Source organism: Paraburkholderia sp. PGU19 (genome assembly GCF_013426915.1).
Lineage (GTDB): Bacteria > Pseudomonadota > Gammaproteobacteria > Burkholderiales > Burkholderiaceae > Paraburkholderia.
Window position 1 is genome coordinate 606,205 of sequence record NZ_AP023183.1, and the last position, 19,396, is coordinate 625,600.

At 59.9% G+C, this 19,396-nt stretch carries 15 protein-coding genes and 4 pseudogenes; 6 read left to right on the plus strand and 13 right to left on the minus strand.

Features of this window, described 5'->3' with window-relative positions:
• Positions 1-266: 266 nt before the first annotated feature.
• The 6 genes and pseudogenes from H1204_RS49815 (at position 267) to H1204_RS49835 (ending at position 5,810) form a co-directional block, all read left to right on the plus strand.
• Complete coding sequence (locus H1204_RS49815; RefSeq protein WP_243469154.1) at positions 267-653, plus strand: hypothetical protein; 387 nt, start codon at positions 267-269, stop codon at positions 651-653.
• A 246-nt stretch (positions 654-899) separates the two neighbouring features.
• Positions 900-1,100 (plus strand): annotated as a pseudogene (locus tag H1204_RS49820) (hypothetical protein); the annotation flags it as partial.
• A 738-nt stretch (positions 1,101-1,838) separates the two neighbouring features.
• Positions 1,839-2,539, plus strand: a pseudogene (locus H1204_RS49825) (hypothetical protein).
• A gap of 287 nt (positions 2,540-2,826) precedes the next feature.
• Complete coding sequence (locus tag H1204_RS53210; protein WP_346015810.1) at positions 2,827-3,000, plus strand: hypothetical protein; 174 nt, start codon at positions 2,827-2,829, stop codon at positions 2,998-3,000.
• A gap of 172 nt (positions 3,001-3,172) precedes the next feature.
• Positions 3,173-3,571: a sigma 54-interacting transcriptional regulator gene (locus H1204_RS53215; RefSeq protein ID WP_346015830.1), complete on the plus strand. Its 399-nt coding sequence runs from the start codon at positions 3,173-3,175 to the stop codon at positions 3,569-3,571.
• Positions 3,572-3,635: 64 nt separating this feature from the next.
• The gene (locus H1204_RS49835; protein ID WP_180736503.1) at positions 3,636-5,810 is read left to right on the plus strand and encodes a hybrid sensor histidine kinase/response regulator; all 2,175 of its coding nucleotides are present in this window, start codon (positions 3,636-3,638) and stop codon (positions 5,808-5,810) included.
• A 158-nt stretch (positions 5,811-5,968) separates the two neighbouring features.
• Here the strand turns inward: H1204_RS49835 and H1204_RS49840 are convergent, their stop codons facing one another.
• The 13 genes and pseudogenes from H1204_RS49840 to H1204_RS49905 all read right to left on the minus strand — a co-directional run bounded on the left by H1204_RS49840 (position 5,969) and on the right by H1204_RS49905 (position 19,395).
• Positions 5,969-6,625, minus strand: a complete 657-nt coding sequence (locus H1204_RS49840; RefSeq protein ID WP_346015811.1) for an enoyl-CoA hydratase-related protein — start codon at positions 6,623-6,625, stop codon at positions 5,969-5,971.
• Between the two features lie 5 nt (positions 6,626-6,630).
• Complete coding sequence (locus H1204_RS52515; RefSeq protein WP_243469156.1) at positions 6,631-6,849, minus strand: hypothetical protein; 219 nt, start codon at positions 6,847-6,849, stop codon at positions 6,631-6,633.
• Between the two features lie 506 nt (positions 6,850-7,355).
• Positions 7,356-7,511: an SDR family oxidoreductase gene (locus tag H1204_RS52890; RefSeq protein ID WP_274608326.1), complete on the minus strand. Its 156-nt coding sequence runs from the start codon at positions 7,509-7,511 to the stop codon at positions 7,356-7,358.
• 146 nt (positions 7,512-7,657) lie between these two features.
• Positions 7,658-8,146: pseudogene (locus H1204_RS52895) on the minus strand (SDR family oxidoreductase); the annotation flags it as partial.
• 28 nt (positions 8,147-8,174) lie between these two features.
• A protein-coding gene (locus H1204_RS49855; protein WP_180736505.1) for an IS5 family transposase occupies positions 8,175-8,992 on the minus strand; the annotation gives its coding sequence in 2 pieces (ribosomal slippage) (positions 8,175-8,650 and positions 8,650-8,992; 819 coding nt in all).
• Positions 8,993-9,024: 32 nt separating this feature from the next.
• A pseudogene (locus H1204_RS49860) lies at positions 9,025-9,411 on the minus strand (hypothetical protein); the annotation flags it as partial.
• Positions 9,412-9,574: 163 nt separating this feature from the next.
• A complete protein-coding gene (locus H1204_RS49865; protein ID WP_274608327.1) occupies positions 9,575-10,558 on the minus strand; it encodes a phosphate acetyltransferase in 984 nt (327 codons plus the stop codon).
• A complete protein-coding gene (locus H1204_RS49870) occupies positions 10,545-12,866 on the minus strand; it encodes a DUF3141 domain-containing protein (RefSeq protein WP_180736508.1) in 2,322 nt (773 codons plus the stop codon). Before H1204_RS49870 ends, H1204_RS49865 begins: the two co-directional genes overlap by 14 nt.
• A gap of 521 nt (positions 12,867-13,387) precedes the next feature.
• On the minus strand, positions 13,388-14,305 hold the full coding sequence (locus H1204_RS49875; RefSeq protein ID WP_180736509.1) for a LysR family transcriptional regulator: 918 nt from the start codon (positions 14,303-14,305) through the stop codon (positions 13,388-13,390).
• A gap of 541 nt (positions 14,306-14,846) precedes the next feature.
• Positions 14,847-15,749 carry a MinD/ParA family protein gene (locus H1204_RS49885; RefSeq protein WP_180736510.1) on the minus strand — a complete coding sequence of 301 codons (903 nt, stop codon included), beginning with the start codon at positions 15,747-15,749 and terminating at the stop codon, positions 14,847-14,849.
• 1,100 nt (positions 15,750-16,849) lie between these two features.
• Entirely contained in the window at positions 16,850-17,161 is a 312-nt protein-coding gene (locus H1204_RS49895; RefSeq protein ID WP_180736512.1) for a hypothetical protein, read from the minus strand.
• A 386-nt stretch (positions 17,162-17,547) separates the two neighbouring features.
• Positions 17,548-18,210: a TetR/AcrR family transcriptional regulator gene (locus H1204_RS49900; protein WP_180736513.1), complete on the minus strand. Its 663-nt coding sequence runs from the start codon at positions 18,208-18,210 to the stop codon at positions 17,548-17,550.
• 321 nt (positions 18,211-18,531) lie between these two features.
• A complete protein-coding gene (locus tag H1204_RS49905; protein ID WP_180736514.1) occupies positions 18,532-19,395 on the minus strand; it encodes a 4Fe-4S dicluster domain-containing protein in 864 nt (287 codons plus the stop codon).
• Between the last annotated feature and the right edge of the window lies 1 nt (position 19,396).

Sequence of the window (19,396 nt, forward strand, 5' to 3'; positions counted from 1 at the left end):
CGTCACTGCCGGAAGCGTTGGTTGGTACGAGGCGATGCCTTGCTGACCTTATTGCGTTTTGTTGGCGTTGCATTTTGTCTAGCCTGCTTACCGTTTGTCACGACATAAGGGTCAACGTTGGCGAGTCGGTGAACGTTTACACAGCCAGCACTGTCCAGTGCAGTGACTTCCAAGGGAGAAAACCATGAAGAAAATTGTCGCAGCACTCGCATCTGTACTGCACATTAGCACAGACTGCCGCGCCCTCGGATGCTGGCAAGGCACAGATGAAGGCAAACAGCGAGAAGAGTGAAGCACAGGCTACCGCCAACAAAAAGAAGGCTGAAGCTCAGAGCGACGCCGAGAAGGCTCAGGCGTCGGCGAATGAGGACAAGGCTTCCGCTCAGGCCGACGCTGACAAAAAGGCGGCGAAGATGGAAAAGGCAACAACGCCGAAAGAAGCATCTGACGCGCGCGGGGACGCTATGAAGGCACAGGCCCGGGCCGACAAGAAGAAGCACGCCGCGCAGGCTAAGGCGGACAAGAAGAAACATGAAGCCGCCCAGGATGCAAACGTGGCACAAGCGAAGGCCGACAAGGAGAAGGTCGAGGCGCAAGGCGACGCAAACAAAAAGGCCGCCGACGCCAAGGTCGATGCCGCAAAAAAGCAGTAATCCCGGCATTGCCCTAACTAATGACCTGCAGCGTATCGACCCGCACCACAACGTGTGGTCTGCTCTGAGGGCGAGTCTCCATTCTCGCCCATTTTCTTTTGCTGAAGCGCGACTGGCATGACTACCTCTTCCGCCATCTGCTCGAAACGCATGGTCTGGCGGCCCAGATACTCGCACTGGGTTGCGATGAGACCGGGCAAGCGCAGAATGCTGGATCCGGCTGATCCTCTGGACGCGATATACGATCAGATCGAACGGCTGAAGGCTGGAATTCGAGCCAAGGTCGAGCCCCCGTTTCGCGTCATCAAAGTGCAGTTCGGTTATGCGAAGACCCGGTATCGCGGTTTGATGAAGATTGCCGCCCAGATCACTACATCGTTTGCCCGGCTCCCGCAACGGCCCGGAGCAGTGATGGGTGACGGGCCAGGGTCAAACGCGTGTATGTGACGTGCCACAATCCAGCATGCGGCGTTCCCAGACTGGAAATGTTTGAAGGTGTCGGTCCGGTTTTGCGCCTCCATGCGTTTGCCTTTTCGCTGGGTCTGCAAGTTAGTTCATTTCCCCGCGTAACTTCGCGCGCATGCGACGAAATGATTGCGACGAAGTGGCGTCCGCGCTGCATGGTCCACAACGCCGCGTCGATTCCCGGAACCAGCCGCGAGACGGTATGGGAACGTCAGCTCGCACCGACCCGACGCCGCTCGCCGGCGGTCCGGCCGCGCGTCCAAGCACAGCGCGAGAGAGCCGAGACTCGCTCGATCCGGCATGGCCGATGCACGCGTTCGCTTCACTTATCTCTGAAGGAGCAGAAGATGACGCTACCGGTCAGCGACGATCCCTCCCAAAGCGGCGCCCAAATTTTCCGAAATGGCGTGAGATCGGTTGACCTTCGGAGGATGGATTTTGCGACTCAGGCAAGGCTTTTCACACTACTCCCCGTTGCACCAATACTACAACCGAGAGGCCTACGACACGGAGAAGGCGAGAGGAGCACCGGGACTCTGTCCATTTATATTGGTGGCCAGGCACCGCACAGATGAGGCAGCGGTCGCTGCCGACGCGTTACTACATAGCATGGCATACGATGTGGCTGTGCGGCATAGCATTTGCGCCAGCAACTTCGCCCCTCGAACGACCTGTCGCCGGGCATGGCAGTTTTGCTCAACCTTCCTTTGGGAGACAACCATGAAACTCCTTGTCACGCGAGACGGCCTGCCGCGCTTGTCATGGGGCTCCGTCATCGCTGGCGTTATCCTGTCGATGATCGTGTACCTTGTCATGAGCGTACTCGGCGCGGCTATCGGTGCGTCGTTGCTCGCCCCTCTCTCCAAACCGCACCCATTGCAGGGTTTTGGCCTTGGCTCGGGAGTCTGGATGATTGTTACAACGGTACTCGCAGTTTTCGTTGGCTCGTACTTCGCCGGTCGGTGTGCTCCCGTGCTGGGATGGCTTCACGGCCTCCTGTCGTGGGCTGTCATGACTCTCTTTATCGCCTAGGCATGACATCCATGCTCGCGGGTGCCGTTAGCACCGCCGGCAGCATCGCCGCGACCAGCGCCCAAGTCGGCGCGACCGCTGCAAATCGGCCAGAAGTGGCCACCGTAGCCCCGAGCCCGGTTACGCGACAGATCCAGGCGGCCGTCGCATCGGCGGCGTCGATGGCATCGAGTCCCGAACCAGAGCAACAGGCCAGAGAGTCGGCCGACACCGCGGCGCGGGGCGTTGCCCGGGCGAGTTGGTATTCGGTTGCGGCCCTGGTCGTCGGCGCGATAATCGCGATCGTTTCCGGCGGCGCTGGATTCCGGCATCAGCCACCTTTTGAGAGTGGCAGCTCGGCAACGGGACGCGATGGAGTTCCCCCGCGCGAGCGCTATGTCAGGCCGTGAGGGTTTGGGGACGGCCGTAGTACGGGCCTCCGCAGGGCCCGCTGCACGGCAATCGAACGGCGCTCGTTGTATCCACTGATAGTCCCGCTACGCGCCCTACGGCAAGATAAATGCGTGGGGCCGTCCGTTCTTCGTCACGGTTCACGCTATAAAACCTGCCTCATTCCCATGGAACGCGCGCTCATAGTCGACGACGATTACGATCTTCGCAAAGCGCTCGCAACGATCTTCGAGAAAGGAGGACTAACGATGTTTACCCACGGGCAACTTGCAGGAAACCCGACGTCGTGCTCGTCGATCTCCAGCTTCTGGACGGGGTTGGATTCGACCTTTTCGTCGATCTCGATCCGCGTTCGGCCGCTGTGTTTGTCGTTATCACAGGACATGCGACGGTTGAATCCGCAGTTGATGCATTAAAAGCAGCATTAAAAGCCTTAAACCAATCAATCTTCAACCCGTGAACGCGATCCTGGGCCGCCTCCCCCGCACTGTCGACCGGAAAGCCGAGATCGGCGCGCTTCGCGGTGCGGTGAACTTCGCCACATGTGCAGACTCGGGGGAGATGGTCGGCAGTTCACCGGCTACGTAGCAGGTGTGCACATCAGCCGGGTTGCGCCGACCGCCCTGTCGGTGATGCTCGTGGGCGAGTCTGGCACCGGTGAGGAAGTCACTGCTCAAACCATCCATCTGACAGGCGCCCGTCACAAACGGGATTTCATAGCCGTCAATTGCGGCGCCATGTCGCCGAAGCCTGCATCAGCACGTCCGATGCCACTGTCACAGCTCGCGGTTGATCGCTCGAAAAGGTTCTCGCAGCCAAGGTCGAGGCGCTGCAGATCAACAGAAGGTATCCGAACTGTCGAGTCAAAGGAACTTAGCGACTCTCAGCGCAACGCACTTTCCGATTCGACGTGGCCTGCTGCGCGGAAACGTCGCACACGCAGCGTCCCGGTGGTCGTGTCTGTGTGTTTGACTCACCATGCGAAAGCGAAGACGAGCGGGTATGAAAACTGCTCTCGGTTAGCCGGTTAGTGTCCACATGAATTTATTGTCGACGTTCTGTGACTAGGTTTCGCCCCTGCAAACGGGCAATAGGATGAATAATAGTCCTGCGGCATTCAGCCCACATCTCGCTGACAATCCGGACGCCGACGAACTTCCGCCTCCTTCGCGCGATTTCGCTGGTGAGCGAAAGATGTTATTCGTCCTGTTGGCTGCCTCTGTCCTCCTGCCGCTCATCTGCCTTGCGGGCTACGGCTATTACGACTTCCAGCGCCGGTTTGCTGATGCCGTCGCCGATAGCGAACGTTCGGTCAGGGTAGCCGAGGAGCAAGCACTTAAGGTCATGGACCTTAATGCCGAGCTTGTGTCCCGCATTGAAGAAGTGCTCGACGACACCCCCGGCACAGAAGTCCATAACGACGAGGCGCCCCTTCACCGAAGACTGGGCGCAATCGCGGGTGGCTTCCCGCAGGTGGCCGCGATATCGATTTTCGGTGAATCTGGAAGTCTGCTCGTTAGCAGCCGATTTTTCCCCGTGCCTCCGATAAATGTCAGCCAACGCGAAGACTTCCTCGCCGCAAGACACCTAAGCCCCGAGCAGTATTTCTCACAGCCCATGGCAGCGAGCGTTTCCGGTGCCAGCGTCTTCAATATCGTCAAGGCGCGTACGGCAAGTGATGGAACCTTTCTAGGAACAGTGTCGATCGCACTCAGGCGGGATTACTTCATCGGCTTCTATCAAAAGCTAATGCAATACGACGACGGAACGTTTGTGGGACTCTATCGCCGCGACGGTACGTTGCTGGCTAGCTACCCGAAGCGAGAGGTTGCGGGAGGCAATCTGACATCCGGCGCCCTGTCGGATGCCTTCGCCCGGAAAGAGCTTAACGGAGAGTTGCGCACTGACCGGTTCGCAGACCACGAGCAGCACGTCGTCGTGTACCGGCGGGTAGGCGACTATCCCTTGTTCGTAGCGTCAGGGTTCCTTTCGAGCCAGCTTCTGGCTGGCTGGCTGCGGCATCTTCTGTTCCTGTCGACGCTTGCTGCCATCCCCGTTTCTGCGATATGGGCACTGTTGGCATTTTCGCTCCGGCAGCTATCGGCTGAGGAGCGCGCCTGGACAAGTTGGCGCGGCGAAATCGCTCGACGTCTGGAGGCCGAGGCATCGGGACGCCATTTGCAAAAGATGAGTGCTCTCGGCAACCTCGTTTCGAACGTCGCGCATGAGTTCAACAACTACGCCATGGCGGTTACGACCAACATGGCCATTGCCCGAGCCAAAGGCTTGCGCGATCTTGAAGACGAGGTGAGCGCGGTTGAGCGCGCGACCCGTAACGTGGAAGCACTCGTGCGCACCTTGATGGGCGCGACCCGAAAACAGCCAGCGAAGCTGACCGTGGTCAACCTTGCGGACGCAATGCCGGATCTTGGGCCCGTCGCGCGGGCCGCGGTTGGTGATTCGATAGAAGTCACCGTCGACGCTCCGGCGGACGTCTGGTCAGTCCGATGCGACGCAGCCGAACTCGAAATGGCAGTGCTTAACATCGCTCTGAACGCGCGCGATGCGATGCCGCTCGGTGGAAAGCTCATGCTTCGCGCTCAGAACATTGAGGTGGCATCGGGTACCATCGAGGTGCTAGCAGGTGAGTACGTCCTTATTACAGCTTCGGATAACGGCACGGGTATGACGCCATCGGTCGCTGAGCACGCCTTTGAGCCACTTTTCACGACAAAACACAAGACTACAGCGGCCGGACTTGGCCTGACACAGGTACAGGCATTCTGCGAACTGAGTGGTGGTGTGGCGAAAATCATCAGTTCGCCCGGTGCAGGTTCAACATTGTGTTTATATTTGCCGCGATGTCCCTCGCGGGAGCTGCCTGCGGCCGATCCCGTTGGCGTTGTATCCGATCCGGCGATGTCCGGACAACACCCCGTCTTGCTAGTCGAAGATAATCCGGACGTCGCCGCAGGTCTGATTGCCGTGCTTGAACTGATGGGGCATCAAGTCACGCATTTGGGGAATGCGGACGATGCATTGCTCGTTTTACAGGCGGGCAAGGAGTTTAAACTTGTGCTGTCGGATATTCAAATGCCAGGCGAGTCGAATGGAGTCGACCTAGCCGAGTGGATGAAAGTCAATCGGCCGGGACAACCCGTGGCCCTGATGACGGGATATGCTGACGAGTTGGAGCGGGCCCGCCGCACCGGCGTGCCCATCTTTGTGAAACCATTTAACGTCCATGAGTTAGTGCCCTTTATGTCTTGAGTCGTCAGTGACGTGAACTGAACCCAACGAGTCGAACAGTGAACAACTAGACGGCTGGCAAATCGAGCTCGGTACTGTACCGGGCTGAATCCTTGCAACTTGATCTTGATACGGTCGTGTTGAGTACCTGATATAGCTGTCGATGCCGGTTCCGCGCATCAGCGCACGCGCGACTGGCCTGCGGCGGTTCCCGGTCGTGCGGATTCGCCGTCGGGCGGGGTCAGCGGCGATAGCGCGGCGAAGCGTCCCTGTCGCTTTCCATGCCAAGCGGAAATTGCCTCATCAAGATCCTGGGTGTCGAAGATGGCGCTCTGCAGCAACGCCATGTGTTGCAGAGATTCCGACGTACTGTGATCGCGCGCGAAGTTGATCGCAATCTTGCACCCGGAAACGGGCAGCGGGGACTTCGACGCGATGATTCGGGCTAACTCCATCGCATGTCCGAGCAGCGCCTTGGCATCGGGCAACACGGCATTCACCAGGCCGACTGCCAATGCACGCTCGGCGCTCAGCCGCTCACTAGTGTAGGCCATCTGGCGGGCCACACCGGCCGGAATGACCTTCGGCAAGCGCTGGAGCACACCCAGATCAGCCGTCATGCCGAGTTCGGTTTCCTGCAGTGCGAAGAAGGCATCGGTCGTGCAAATGCGAATGTCGCAGGCAACCGCGAGATCGAGGCCTCCGCCGATGCAGCCGCCCTGAACTGCGCAGATGACGGGAAACCGGACCCGATCGAGTGTATCGAGGCAATCCATCAGATTTCGCAACGCGCGTTGGAAGCCAAACCGGGCCCGCGGACTGCTACTGTCAAACACATTCGTTATGTCGGCGAATACGTCGAGCGCATGCCGGCAGAAAAATGCTTTCCAGTGGCACTGGTGATGAGGGCACCGGTGTCGCCCGCGTCATCGAGCGCCAGGACGGAGTCGCGCAACCCGCTGAAAAAGGCCAGGCCCATCGTATTGAGCCGGTCGGGCCGATTCAGCTGGAGATGTGCGATGCCGGATTCATTGCTGATGTGAAAGTATTCGTTGTGCATAGGTAACCTCGATAAGTCTGTCGTGCGTCTGTGGCGATTTTTCCAGTCAGTAGCCAATAGACGACTGATGCGATTCGAATTCCCCAATTCGCGAGTTGTGTTGCCCAGCTCTGGTACGCCAACCAGTTGGGGTGGAAACGATCGGAGGCCAAAGCATCCGGATGCGTGTCCGATGTGTCCTCGCGATGAAACAGCCAGTCCAGAATGCTTAAGGGCGCCTCCTTGCGGCTCAATCTTCCCTTTCCGGCAGCATCTGCGCACTGATCGTGTGGTCCTTCCAGAACATGTTGTGAATCCTCGCGCGAAGCAGGTTGAGTGCCTCTGGCGAGAGGTCGTTGAACCTGAGCAGCGCGATGGGACTTCCGCCTCCTGCGGGCACGCGCTCGATCCAATCGAACGGAGGGAATCCGTATCTCTGCAGGAACTCACTGAGTTCCTCGTCCGTGACGCATTCTTCGACATTACCCAGTAAAAGCTCAGCCATGGTGTTTCCTTCCGAAGCCAGATCAGGCCATGATGTTGACGCCCCCTTCGACATAGAGCGTTTCGCCCGAAACCCGCCGCGCGTGGCGGCTGGCCAGAAACGCGCAGATGTAGTCGACGTCCTTGATGTCGACCAGCTCGCCGAGCGGCGCACGCTCGGTAGCCTCGTTGAGGAGCAGGTCGAAGTCTTTGAGGCTGGAGGCCGCCCGCGTCGTGGGCGGCCCCGGCTAAATCGCATGCACTCCAATGCGCTTCGGTTCGAGCTCAGAGACAAGGTAGCCGTGCGGGCTTCGAGTGCGGCCTTCACTGGCCCGATCACGGTATAGTTCGGCACGACCTTGTCGACACCGTAGTAGCACATCGTGAGGAGGGTGCCAGCTCGGCCCATGAGCGGCGCGACAAGGGCCGCCATGCGCGCGAACGAATGACACGAAATGTGTCCGTCGCGCGCGCAAAGCCCTCGCTGGAGCAGTGCAGCAGCCCGGCCTGCAGGTCGTCGCGGTGCCCACGCGATCGAGTGCGGCAGGATGTCGAGACGTCCCCAGCGCTGCCCGATCTGGTCGAATACCAATTGAAGCTGCGCACCGTCACCGAAGTCGAGCGGCGGCAGCAACAGCTGTGCTCCAAGCTCGATAGCCAAAGGCTCCACATGCGACTTTGATTTTTCCGTGGCGTTGGTGATGGCCAGATCCACGCCGAGCTCGCGAAACGCCCGGCACAAGCGTATGCGATAGAGTTCGTTGGCGATACCGGTGATCAGCGCTTTCCTGCCTGCAGGTACAGGACATGATTGCTCGGCGCGTTCAGGCAACACGATGGTCCTCCTTCAGTTAGAGGCCAGTTCAAAAAGCCGACTCCGCTCGTTTGAATATATTCCAGCACACGAGCGAGCAAGCGAATTTGAGGAATGCCTCGTGAATGTCGCTGCGGCGATCGAAGCGAATGCGAAGCCGGCGGAAATTGTGGAGCCACGAGTGAGTTCGTTCTACCACCCAGCGGAATTTTCCCAAACCACTGCCATGTTCAGTTCGACGTCGCGCGATTACTGGCCTGATGTCACGATCTCGCAAGCGCTTGCGATGTGCGTCGGAGTCGTAGCCGCGATCGCCGTAGATGACTTTGGGCTTGCGCAGTGGTCGGCCACGCGTGCCGCGGATCGGCGGGATGGCATCGACCAACGGCAGCAACTGGGTGACATCGTTACGGTTTGCGCCGGTCAGAATCACGCTGACCGGTACCCCGTTGGCGTCTACAAGGACGTGGTGCTTCGAACCTGGGCGCGCGCGATCCGTGGGGTTCGGCCCAGTTTTTCGGCCGCCCCAACGGCTCGTACCGACGATGAATCGACGGCAGCATATGAGAGGTCCAGTTTTCCGGCTTCGCGCAACCTGTCGAGCAGCAATGTATGCAGCCTGTTCCAGACGCCTGCCTTCTGCCATGCGTCGAGGCGACGCCAGCAGGTCGCGCCTGAACCAAACCCCAGTTGGGTCGGCAAGTGGTTCCACCGTATCCCGGTGCGTAACACAAACAGGACACCATTGAGCGCCGCCCGCTCTGACACACGGGGTCGTCCGCGGCGCTCGTTGCTTCGGCGTCTGGGTTTCGGCAGTAGCGGTTCGATCAGTGCCCACAATTCGTCGTCAATGATCGGCGCTTGCATCCCCTCGGTCTCCGTTCTCTGGACGACTGAGGTTAACATCGCGCCGCGAAAGTTAACAGACCATCACGGTTTTTTTGAACTGGCCTCTTAAGGTCCGCGCGCGTATGGCGCGCAATCACTAGCTCTTCGTTGGTCGGTATGACCCATACCGGTACCCGGCTCGACGCTGCGGAGATGAGGGGTCCGCCGCAGCCGTTCGCGTCGGTGTCGAGTTCCGCACCAAGCCAGGCCGCGCAGCGCATGCACTCGCGGATCGCCGCCGCGTGCTCGCCGATTCCCACTGTGGACACAAGGGCGTCGATCCCGTCCATGGTCGGGGCAAGCGAGCCAAGCTCGCGCGAGATGCGGTAAATGTAAAGCTCGATTGCGAAACTGGCTTGAGGATCGTCGCTCGCGAGCAGCGCGCGCATGTCGCTCGCTCGCCGTGACGGTCGACGGATTCGAACCGCGCCGCGCCCGTGTACAGGCCTTCAACCCGGCCATGCGCGACCAGTCCGAGTGCGTCGTCCTGCTCTTCGAATGCGGAGAACTTGATGCTCGACGAGCCTGCGTTCAGAACCAGAATCAACATCGGCCACGGCGTCACCCGACGATCTTTGCGGCTTCGCGCCGCGCAACCGCGACGAGCACCGCAACCGCGCACGAGGCAAGCCGCGTAATAAGCGAGTCCGCGCGGCTCGTCAGGATAATCGGCACGCGCGCGCCGAGCACGATGCCGGCGGCATCCGCGCCCGCGAGGAACGACAAGCTCTTGGCGAGCATGTTGCCCGCTTCGAGGTCCGGCACCATAAGGACATTCGCACGTCCGGCCACGGACGAGTCGATCTGCTTGATGCGCGCCGCCGCGGGGTCGATGGCGTTATCGAGCGCCAGCGGTCCATCGACGAGTGCACCCGTGATCTGCCGCCGATCCACCATCTTGCACAGCGCGGCTGCTTCGATCGTCGAAGGCACTTTCGGGTTGACGGTTTCCATTGCCGAAAGGATCGCCACGCGTACCTCTGGAAACTGAAGCGCGTGCGCGAGGTCGATTGCGTTCTGCAGGATGTCTACCTTTTCCTCCAGCGTCGGCGCGATGTTCACGGCGGCGTCGGTTACGATCAGCGGGTCCGCGTGTGCGGGCACGTCCATGACGAAGCAGTGGCTGACGCGCCGGCCCGTGCGCAGCCCGGCACCGCGCCGGACCACCTCGGCCATCAGTTCATCGGTGTGGAGGCTGCCTTTCATCAGCGCCTCGGCCTTGCCCTCGCGCACCAGTTGCGCGGCCGCGGCGGCCGAAGCCTCACTGAACGGTGCGTCGACGATCTGATAAGCGCCGATCGAAAGCATGCACTCCGCGGCAACCGATTCGATGCGAGCGCGCGGCCCGACGAGGATCGGCATGATCAGGCCTTTCTGCGCCGCGTCCACTGCGCCTTCCAGCGAGCTCCTGTCGCATGGATGGGCGACGGCCGTAGGCATCGGGGCCAGCGTCTGGCAGTGGGTAATGAGCCGGTGATACTTCGCGTGTCTGAGTTCCATGGATGGTTCCTTTACGGAAAAATGGGCGCGCTCAGGACGAAGTATGCTTAGGCCGCGGCGCGGGAGAAGCGCCGAGCACCGCGCGAATGCGTTGCAACGCCTCCCATTGCTGCGCGGTCGGCGGCACGCTTTGCACGCGCTCGTCGGCCAGCAGTCGGTCCAGCAACGTCAGCAACCGCTTGCGGTCTTCCGGTTTGGCGAGCAGCACCGGAAGCGTCGCGATCGCCTGCTGCGGCTCGTAAGTTGCGATGAGCTCCTGTTCGCCGCGAACGCGCCGCCACTGATCGGGCGGCAAGCTGGGCAGATACTCCGCGTAGGCTTCAACCAGTTCGCGCTGCGTCGCAAGCCGGGCGAGCGGCAACGGCTCCCCGCTGCGCGCAAGCAGGAAAGCCGCGCGGGCGACCGCTTCGTCGTAGCCGCCCTGCCCGATCGACGCCAGGGCATCCCTCACGAAAGGCAGTTCGCGCGGGTTGGTAGCCGCGGACGCGGCCGCCTCGCGATTGCGGTATCGGTCCGCGAAATGGAGCAGGAAGGGATTGGTATAGAGGCTGAAGAACAGCGACTCTGCGCCGGCATCGCGCATCGCCCTGTAGTGGTCGAGCGTGGCGCTGATGATCTCCGAGCCACGATGTTCAAGCTTGCGCCACAGCTCGATATCGTCGGCATGCTGCCGGTTGGCTTTAACTGCGTTGGCCGCCGGGCGCAGCCAGGCAAGCCAGGGATTGAGGTCCGAAAAAGCCCAGCGCTGGAAGCGTAGTGGATGGAATTCGCGCAACAAGTGCGCACTGGTCTCGTTCGAGGTCCACTGCACGTAGGGCTGCACGAACAATTCATAAGCACGCTGATTGAATTCGGAAAGCTCGGCTACGGCCTCGAAGGGCTTTTCGTCCTCACGCTTGAACCGGTTGAAACGCTGCGCGATCTCCTCGAGACGATGTTCAACGAACGTCACTTCGTATGCGACCTTCCCGTCGGCGCCGTTCACCTCGTCGATCAACATCGCGTAGAGGCCCGGCGCCAGCGTCTCGATTGCCTCGAGCACGTTGACAATCTGCGCATGCTGCTTCTTCGCCACCTTGCCCGACACGAAAACGCCAAGATGCCCGGCATTCTCGTCCATCAGTCCGACAATGACCTGGCCGCGAGCCTTGATTTCCTCCGTGCTGCCATAGAGGTCGGCCACCCAGTTGAATGCCTGCTGCGGTGGCGTGATATTGTCGCCCATCGAGGCGAACAGGATGATCGGCGAGCGGATATCCCGCAGGTCGAACGCCTTGCCCGAAGTGCCGCGCACTTCGCCCGACCACAACTTGTTACCGATGAACAGATTGCGCGTAATCCACTCGATCTCTTCGCGGTTCATCAGATAGTAGCCACCCCACCAGCGCTCGAACTCCAGAAAGCGTGGCGGCTCCGTGTCGATGTTGTCGTACACGTGGTAATACTTGTCCCACAAGGTGTTGGCCGGGTTCAGGTATTCGAAGTTCTGCACGAGGTACGCGCCGTCAAACTTGCCGTTGCCGAGATCGGACGAAAACGACGCGAGCCACGTGCCGCCCAGTATCCCGCCCGCATAGCGCATCGGATTGTCGCCTGCGCCCTCACTCCATGCACCACTCCAATACGACATCGGCGCGCCGTTGATGACGACGGGGCCAGTATCCTCCGCCGACGAACTCGCCAGCATCATCGCGGCCCAGCCGCCCTGGCAGTTGCCGATGATGGCCGGCTTCGGGCTGTCGGGATGCAGCGCACGCACTTTCTTGACGAACTCCTGTTCGGCGGCGCATACGTCGAGCAGTGTCTGGCCGGGTTCGGGGTTCTGGAAGAACACGACGAAGTACACGGGATGGCCCGCGCGCAGCGCGACGCCGACCTGCGAATCATCCCTGAAGCCGCCAATGCCCGGACCATGGCCGGCGCGCGGATCAATGATCAGATACGGCCGTTTTTTCGCGTCGACAATCACACCTTCGGGGGGCTTAATGTACAGCAGCGCATAATTAACAGGGCGCGCGAAATGCCTGCCGTCGAGCACGACGTTATAGTCGAAATGGAGCGCGGGCTTGAGTTCCTGAGAAGTGCGTTCGACGTATTGCGTGCCACGCTCGCGCATCGTGTCCCAGAACAGGAGCGACCGCTGTGCGACATCGACGGCGTAATGCCAAGCGCTCCAAGAGTTGAGTTGCGCCGCGAATGGGGTCTCATTCTGCTCGCGGCTGGCGTCACCATCGACGGCTGCGCGTAATCGTTTTCCGTATTGCTCCAGTGCGAATTGCGTGCGCCTTTCCAACACGCGCGCGATATTCCCGACAATTTCCTGACCGCGCGTCAATTGCGTGGCTGCGTCCATGACACGGTCCTCCCATTGCGACATTGATTGAGGCCGCGCCCGCGGCCGTCCCGCTGTCCGCTGCGGGTTCGACCGTGCGTGCGCGCACCGATTCATGCAACTCGCGCAGCATACTCTTGCGGCATTGACATGTTGTGACCTAGATCAACGCATGTGATATCTTCATCAATGATGACACACTTGTAAACTATCGGAAATAGAACCACGGCTCCGACCGACACGTAGTTGTCGCCAGGCGCTACCGGTCTTGGACCTAAATGGTCACGATGATCGGGAGGCAAACACGGGCTCAACCTCGTGCGTATGTAGCAGCACTTCTTAAGAACTCCGCCGGCCGGCGGGACATAGACAGTGCATTGCCGGGAGCGAAGCAAAACGGAACTGCTCCGCCTCACCGCAAACGCATTCTGACGCTCGAACGCTCGCGAGAGATATTCGTCAGAGATCGAAAGCGTCGTTCAAGTGACAGAGCATGTCCTCCCGCTCAGTGATGTCAGGATGTCGAACAAATGCGGGGCCAGCTAAGCTGCGTCCGAACCGTCCGGGGCACCTTCAAAAAACTCCGCGGCGTGATCAATGAATGCCCTCACCTTCGCGGGCAGCAGTGCGCGTCCGATGTACGCCAGGCGAACCTCCGCAGCAGAATCTGCGATCTCAAATTCTTCCAGCAGACGAACGAGCCGTCCGGCCTTTATGTCGTGCTCGACAAGTGTTATTGGCAGCACGCCAACACCGAACCCTTCGAGCAGAACGTCCCGATTAAAAATGGGGTTATTCGACGTAATCTCATAGTTGATCGGGAAAGTGGCGTGTTCCTGCCCCATTCGAAAGGTGACAAACGGCTTGTGCATCGACGGAGGAACAGTGACGAACACATGGTCCGCCAGGTCAGCCGGATGCCGAGGCCGGGGACGCCCGTTCAGGTAAGCTTCCGTTGTAACGATGACGAGCGGCAACCGTTGCAGAAGCCGCGTCACAGCCAGATCCGTCGCCAACATGAACGGCAGGATGATACCGAGATCGTAACCGTCAGCCGTCAGGTCAACGGGCCGCTCCGTTAGGGTGACATCCAGGGTAATCTTCGGATGCTTACGTTTGAAGGCCAAAATCAGTGGTGCGAGCCAGGACAGCGTGGCGGTCGTATGTGCGACCAGTCGAAGCATACCCGTCGGCAGTCGACCATGACTCGCCGCATTGGCTTCGAGGCAGTCGAGATCGTCGAGGATGCGGCAGCAACCGTCGTAAAAACGCTCCGCAGCTTCCGTCAGCGAAAACTGTCGAGTCGAACGATGGAAGAGTCGTGCGCCCAGGCGCTCCTCCAGCGATGCGATCGCCCGCGAAACGACTGAGGGCGATAGATCCATCATTTCCCCGGCGCGCCTGAAATTTTTGACTTCAACAATAGTCCGGAACAGGCGCAAGCTTTCGATATATTCCATGGCGCAAAGAAATGATACGCTGCTGTCACTGCGTGAATAGATACGCTTGAGTAGACGGTCTTCTGCTGTAAGCCCGCAGCTCGGGGCAGAAATCGCTGATGGTGTGCACACGCGAGCCATGCGCGCACTCGTGTACGACTATTGGCCGATGCTTTTCGCGCTAATCATCGCATCTGCATTGGCCGGGGTTGCGTCCGTCGATCCGCGGCTTGTAGATCGCATCTCCGGCTTTGATCTTCCAGCCCTTCAACACGCAGATGCCCGCCTCGCGCGCGATGACAGCCCGCCATGTCTGATACCCTTAATATCCCGAGCCCGCGTCACACCGTGAAACAGTCAGCGTTTGAGCCGTCGGCCGATCGAGTATCCGCACGACCGGCCTTCCGGGCGTTTCCGCCCTCCGTCGAACGGGAAGTCCGTCCACGGCAGACCCGGGTGCAGCGAATCGTTCGCCCAGACTTGCCACAGTCACGCCCCATACATCGACAACACAACCCATTACTTGTTTTCCTCTACAAGGTTCACCCATTGTTGCCGTGCACTATGGACGCGGACCCGTGCGCGCATCAATGACGCCTAGCGACGGTCCACCGAGGTCTCGCATCACATTGGATGACTGGAAATGGCCTTTCGCGGAATGCGGTCGCGAAGCTACTGGCGGCCTCGGCCAAGACTGGATATCGAAAGCCAGGCGAGCGAAATCCTTCGCCGCGCCAGAAGCGGGAAATGCGTCGGCGACGGAGCGTGACAACTCAACGGCCCGCGTGATGCAGGGATCGACTGCAATGGAGCCGGCCTTGAAGACCGAGGCGGCCAGATAATCGCGAGCGATGCTTCGCAAGCTTTCCAGCACCGGCTCAACCTCACCTTCGCCGTCGAGCAGATTCACGATGACGCGAAAATGCCCGACCTCCTGTGCAACGCGCAGGCGTTTCATGCAAACGTAGGCCTCTGCGATCGCCTCGACCGACAACTGCATGACAACGAGCACGTCTTGCGCCTGCAAGGCGAGCGGCGATAACCCCCCGCTTCCGTCAAGGGCAGCATCGATCAGCACGATGTCCGGGCCGCGCCCGGCCGTCGCAACAGGTTCCAGGCCGTCGATGTCGTGGGGATTCGAGACGTGTGCACCAGTCGTATTGAACCGTGGCCGACGGCTCTCGGCCGCCAGAACATGCGGGAAGTTCCCCTGTATCACAGGAGTGAACGCGCTACCCTGCCGGATCGCCGCGAGGGTGGCGCTTGCTGATCGGCTGCCGGGACATTCGTCTACCACGAGAACCTTCAAACCCAGCCTGGTCAACGCTATCGCGAGATTGACGACGACGGTCGTGCGCCCCAATTGTTCCGAGCCACCTGTAACAGCGATAATTCGCGCGTCACTCTGCGGAGCCGTCTGGCGCGGCCCGACCGGGAATACCTGAGCCGAGACATTGTATTTCACCCAACATTCCCCAGACATTTAGCTTTACCAACTATGACGGGCGCCGCGGTCAGCTCGCGTATGCTGACGGCTGGACCCGCCCATCGCATTCCCTCCCAAACACCCGAATTGTATACCAATCCGTCATACATGAGGTGAGAATCGTATATGATTATTGTGTCACTATAGATTGACTCGCAAAAGTTACAAATGCGATTGCCCGCGCTGCCTTCAGTGGCCGTCGGCGTCGGGCGCCGGGTAATCCCAGCAAGCGACGGGTATTCGAACAGGTTTGACCATGGTCACGCCCGTTTTTGCAACACTGATATTGATGCGTGGATGGCTTGCACAAGACTATCCGGAGTCGTTGTGAGGAATTCCCCCCCACAATGAGAATCGCGCCTGACGGTCCTTATAACGGCAGCAGCTTCTGGAAGTTCGCTAACCTGCGAGAGCGTTCGGCAGGCCGGTTGGCCGTTCACGTCATTAGTTACCCAGCAGTCGCAAAACCTGCTGGACTGAATCCTGAAGATGCGACCGAACGCTCATCACGCGGCTGTGCCAGATGCTTGTCACGCGAATACCGGGTGATGACTCACCGTCGCCCACGCAGCCCGCACGCAGGCTTGCGGGCGAGCGCATAAACCACCAAGCTCTAATCTAGTCGCAATTCGACCATTTTTTGCTTATCCACGCGTGGCATGGTGCGCACTGGACCTTCCGCCTGTGCCGTATTGCCTTGGCACCAGTCCGATCGACATGAAAAGGTTGCGGCTGCACCTATATTGCTTGCCATCACCGAGTTGCGAGACGAACGGACTTGCATTGACATTGACAGGCCCGACTCCGGAAATCGTCAGCGGACACTGACCGATCGGATCATTGGCGAGGTGCCGTTTCTTTCTCCCGATATCGCGTATTTGGTCCGCAAGGTATTTGAAGTGCACATGCAACGTTCGAGTATCACGACAACGCGGCGGTAGTCGACGCTCGGCCCGTTCCGCGGGAAGGCGTTTAACAACAGCATGACCTACGAACGGGGCTGATTGGTGGTGCGCGCGCTACCGCGGCAAGAGAGATCAGCTTGACGGTGTCCAAACTTGCAGATTTTTTGCGTGCCATCAATGCGCACCGGCGCAAGACTCCATCGGAACGGCAAAAGGGTGGAGCGTGGCAAGGAATTCGAGCCGTTGCTTGCGTGAGAATTTCTTGCGAAACACCTGCCGGACCGGTCTTGCCCATGCACATGAAGTTTGCTCAAGATCAATGCCGATCATCGTGACGTTTTCAATGACAATAGCCTCCCGTGGAAAGTACCTGGCAGCCAACCCGCGATAAGGTGGGGGTAGCCATCCCATTACAGCAATCCGGACACTGGCTGAATTGGTGAAGCAGCAAAGATAGTGGCATTCGACAAAGGCCTGCTCATTCATGAACAACACGCTGCGAGCGGCAGGCGAGTAGCTCGCACGCGGGTCGATGCGCGTGCGCAATGAGATGTCGGCAAAGCGGCGGGGCAAGCGCCTGGAGGCACGCCACGGATCAGACTGGCGAAGCTGTCAATCTTCGCTCGCCAAAAAGACAGCAGGCTCCCCGTCAGTCAGATCTGGTCACGGCAGCGAACGGACTGTGCCAGTCCATCCAGTCGTATGAGTCACTGGATTGAGTCCATGCCCAGTTCGCTGAAGATGCGGCGCTGGTTGCAGCGCGGACAGACTTAGACGCGCAGTCGAAACCGCTGCTGTCGTGGATGCGGCACCCGCTGCCGGAATTCCCGGACGTGTTGCTATCGTGCTTCATTGCTGCCTCGTTCAATGGTTTAAATGCACGGCGCTCCCGCGCCCGCTCCATGCTCACCATGACGTTTCTCTTGCCCCTGTCGCCGCAGTAAAGACGAAAAACATTCGGCGAGCACAGATTGAATCGTCTGGTCGGTCACTGTCTGCGGATTGCATGACCTGTAGAAAAGCATGCCCTCACACAGGCTCAACAAGCCGAGCGCGAGCGCGTCCGCCGACATAGACAGCCCGCTGTCGCCAGCCACGAGCGTCCTTACATGGGCGCTGACCTGCAGGAGCCTCTCGAGCCGGAACTCACGGACACGCTCCCCGAACGCGATGTCGCGGCGCGCGAGGAGTTGGGCCTCGACCCAGAGTGGGAAGCAATCGCTTTGCAGGCAGTCGCGGCTGTAGTAAGCGATCGCACGCGCCTTCATTTGCTCGGGCGTGCCACCCGCGTCGACGATGTCCTGCAGAGTTGCCCGTGCCTCTTCGGCATGGCGCCGCAACAGTTCTGTCAACAGTTCCTGTTTGTTCCGGAAATTCGAGTAAAAGGCGCCGCGCGTATAACCCGCGGCCTCAACGATGTCTTCCACGCTCGTAGAGGTCCAACCCTTTTCAAGGAAAATGGTACGTGCGGCGTCAAACAGGCGCTCGCGCGTCTGCTCTTTTCTGCGCGCGTGCGTCAGGCGTTCAGGCTTCATGGCGTGGCTTACCGGTAACGCCGCTGTCTGCGTCCGCCGAAGCAAAGGCGAGCCCGGTCAGATAGCGGATTTCGCAACAGGTCCGTCGACACCCGATCAGGCTACACAACGGACTTGCGACATTAAACTCATAACTGATTATTTGGTCAACAAATAAAATAAGGGCGGAAGCAGCGGATAAACCGACGCGGCATAGCGCGCGGCTGCGGCCGCCGTGACCGGTTGCAACCATAACGTCCGCCCCGCCCGCCCTGCAACTGTGCGAAGCTAGTGACGGCGCAAGCCGTCTGCCTTCTCAGGCAAAGACACCGGATTGCGACGTCAGGCGGCTTCCACTGCGCTGGCCGACTGCACAAGGCTGATTTCGCCCAGGAAGACGCTTTCGCCCAGTTCGCATCCGCGCGATGCGTTGCCGAGCGTGTGACAAATCTCAATCCGGTAGTCGCCGCTACCCTTCTCGAGCCTGCCGAACCGGAAATCGCCAAACGCATCCGAAACCGTTTCGGCAACCTTCTGATCGCCCGAATACAGGACAACTGCGGCATCATCGACACACTCGACGACGCCTCTTACCTGGGCACTCACGCTTCCGCCGATGAAGCAGGTATCCCAGCGTTCGAGACCGCCGTACCACACGCGCGGCTTCGTGCCCAGATTGGGCCGCAGAACCCTTAGACCTTCACGTCGGGCCTTTTCCGCCATTGCTGCGTCATCGAGCTTCACCGTCTCAAAGACACCGGTCGGGCAAGCCTGTTCGCATCGCGGATGCTGCCAGCCTTGGTCCAGCAGATGCGCATCGAAGATCCAGGTCTGCGGCAGTTGCAGTTCCTCGTTCCACACGATCGCCTTGTACGGGCACGACGTCACGATGTCCTTGCGGCCTCGTGCCTTGTCCGGATCAATGATGACGATGCCATCGGCGCGCTTGCGGACGGCGTCACCGCCGACACGCATGCAGGGCGCTTCGTCGCAGTGATTGCACATCACCGGTAGGTACGTCGTCTCGACCATGTGGGAATCGCCCTGCACGCGACGCAGGATGCGAATGGGGCTCTCCGCGCCGGCCTCGGCGGGCGCGGAGTAACCCGGGAAATCGTTGCCAACGTGCTCATCCCGCGCGGCGATGACGCAGTTCTGGCAGTTCTCGCATTGGCCGACCTTGATAACCAGATTCCACTTGCTCATT

Coding starts and splice junctions, on each gene's coding strand:
- H1204_RS49815 (WP_243469154.1), top strand. CDS start 267: ATGAAGGCAAACAGCGAGAAGAGTGAAGCACAGGCTACCGCCAACAAA.
- H1204_RS53215 (WP_346015830.1), top strand. CDS start 3,173: ATGCTCGTGGGCGAGTCTGGCACCGGTGAGGAAGTCACTGCTCAAACC.
- H1204_RS49835 (WP_180736503.1), top strand. CDS start 3,636: ATGAATAATAGTCCTGCGGCATTCAGCCCACATCTCGCTGACAATCCG.
- H1204_RS52515 (WP_243469156.1), bottom strand. CDS start 6,849: ATGCACAACGAATACTTTCACATCAGCAATGAATCCGGCATCGCACAT.
- H1204_RS49870 (WP_180736508.1), bottom strand. CDS start 12,866: ATGGACGCAGCCACGCAATTGACGCGCGGTCAGGAAATTGTCGGGAAT.
- H1204_RS49875 (WP_180736509.1), bottom strand. CDS start 14,305: ATGGAATATATCGAAAGCTTGCGCCTGTTCCGGACTATTGTTGAAGTC.
- H1204_RS49895 (WP_180736512.1), bottom strand. CDS start 17,161: ATGAATGAGCAGGCCTTTGTCGAATGCCACTATCTTTGCTGCTTCACC.
- H1204_RS49900 (WP_180736513.1), bottom strand. CDS start 18,210: ATGAAGCCTGAACGCCTGACGCACGCGCGCAGAAAAGAGCAGACGCGC.
- H1204_RS49905 (WP_180736514.1), bottom strand. CDS start 19,395: ATGAGCAAGTGGAATCTGGTTATCAAGGTCGGCCAATGCGAGAACTGC.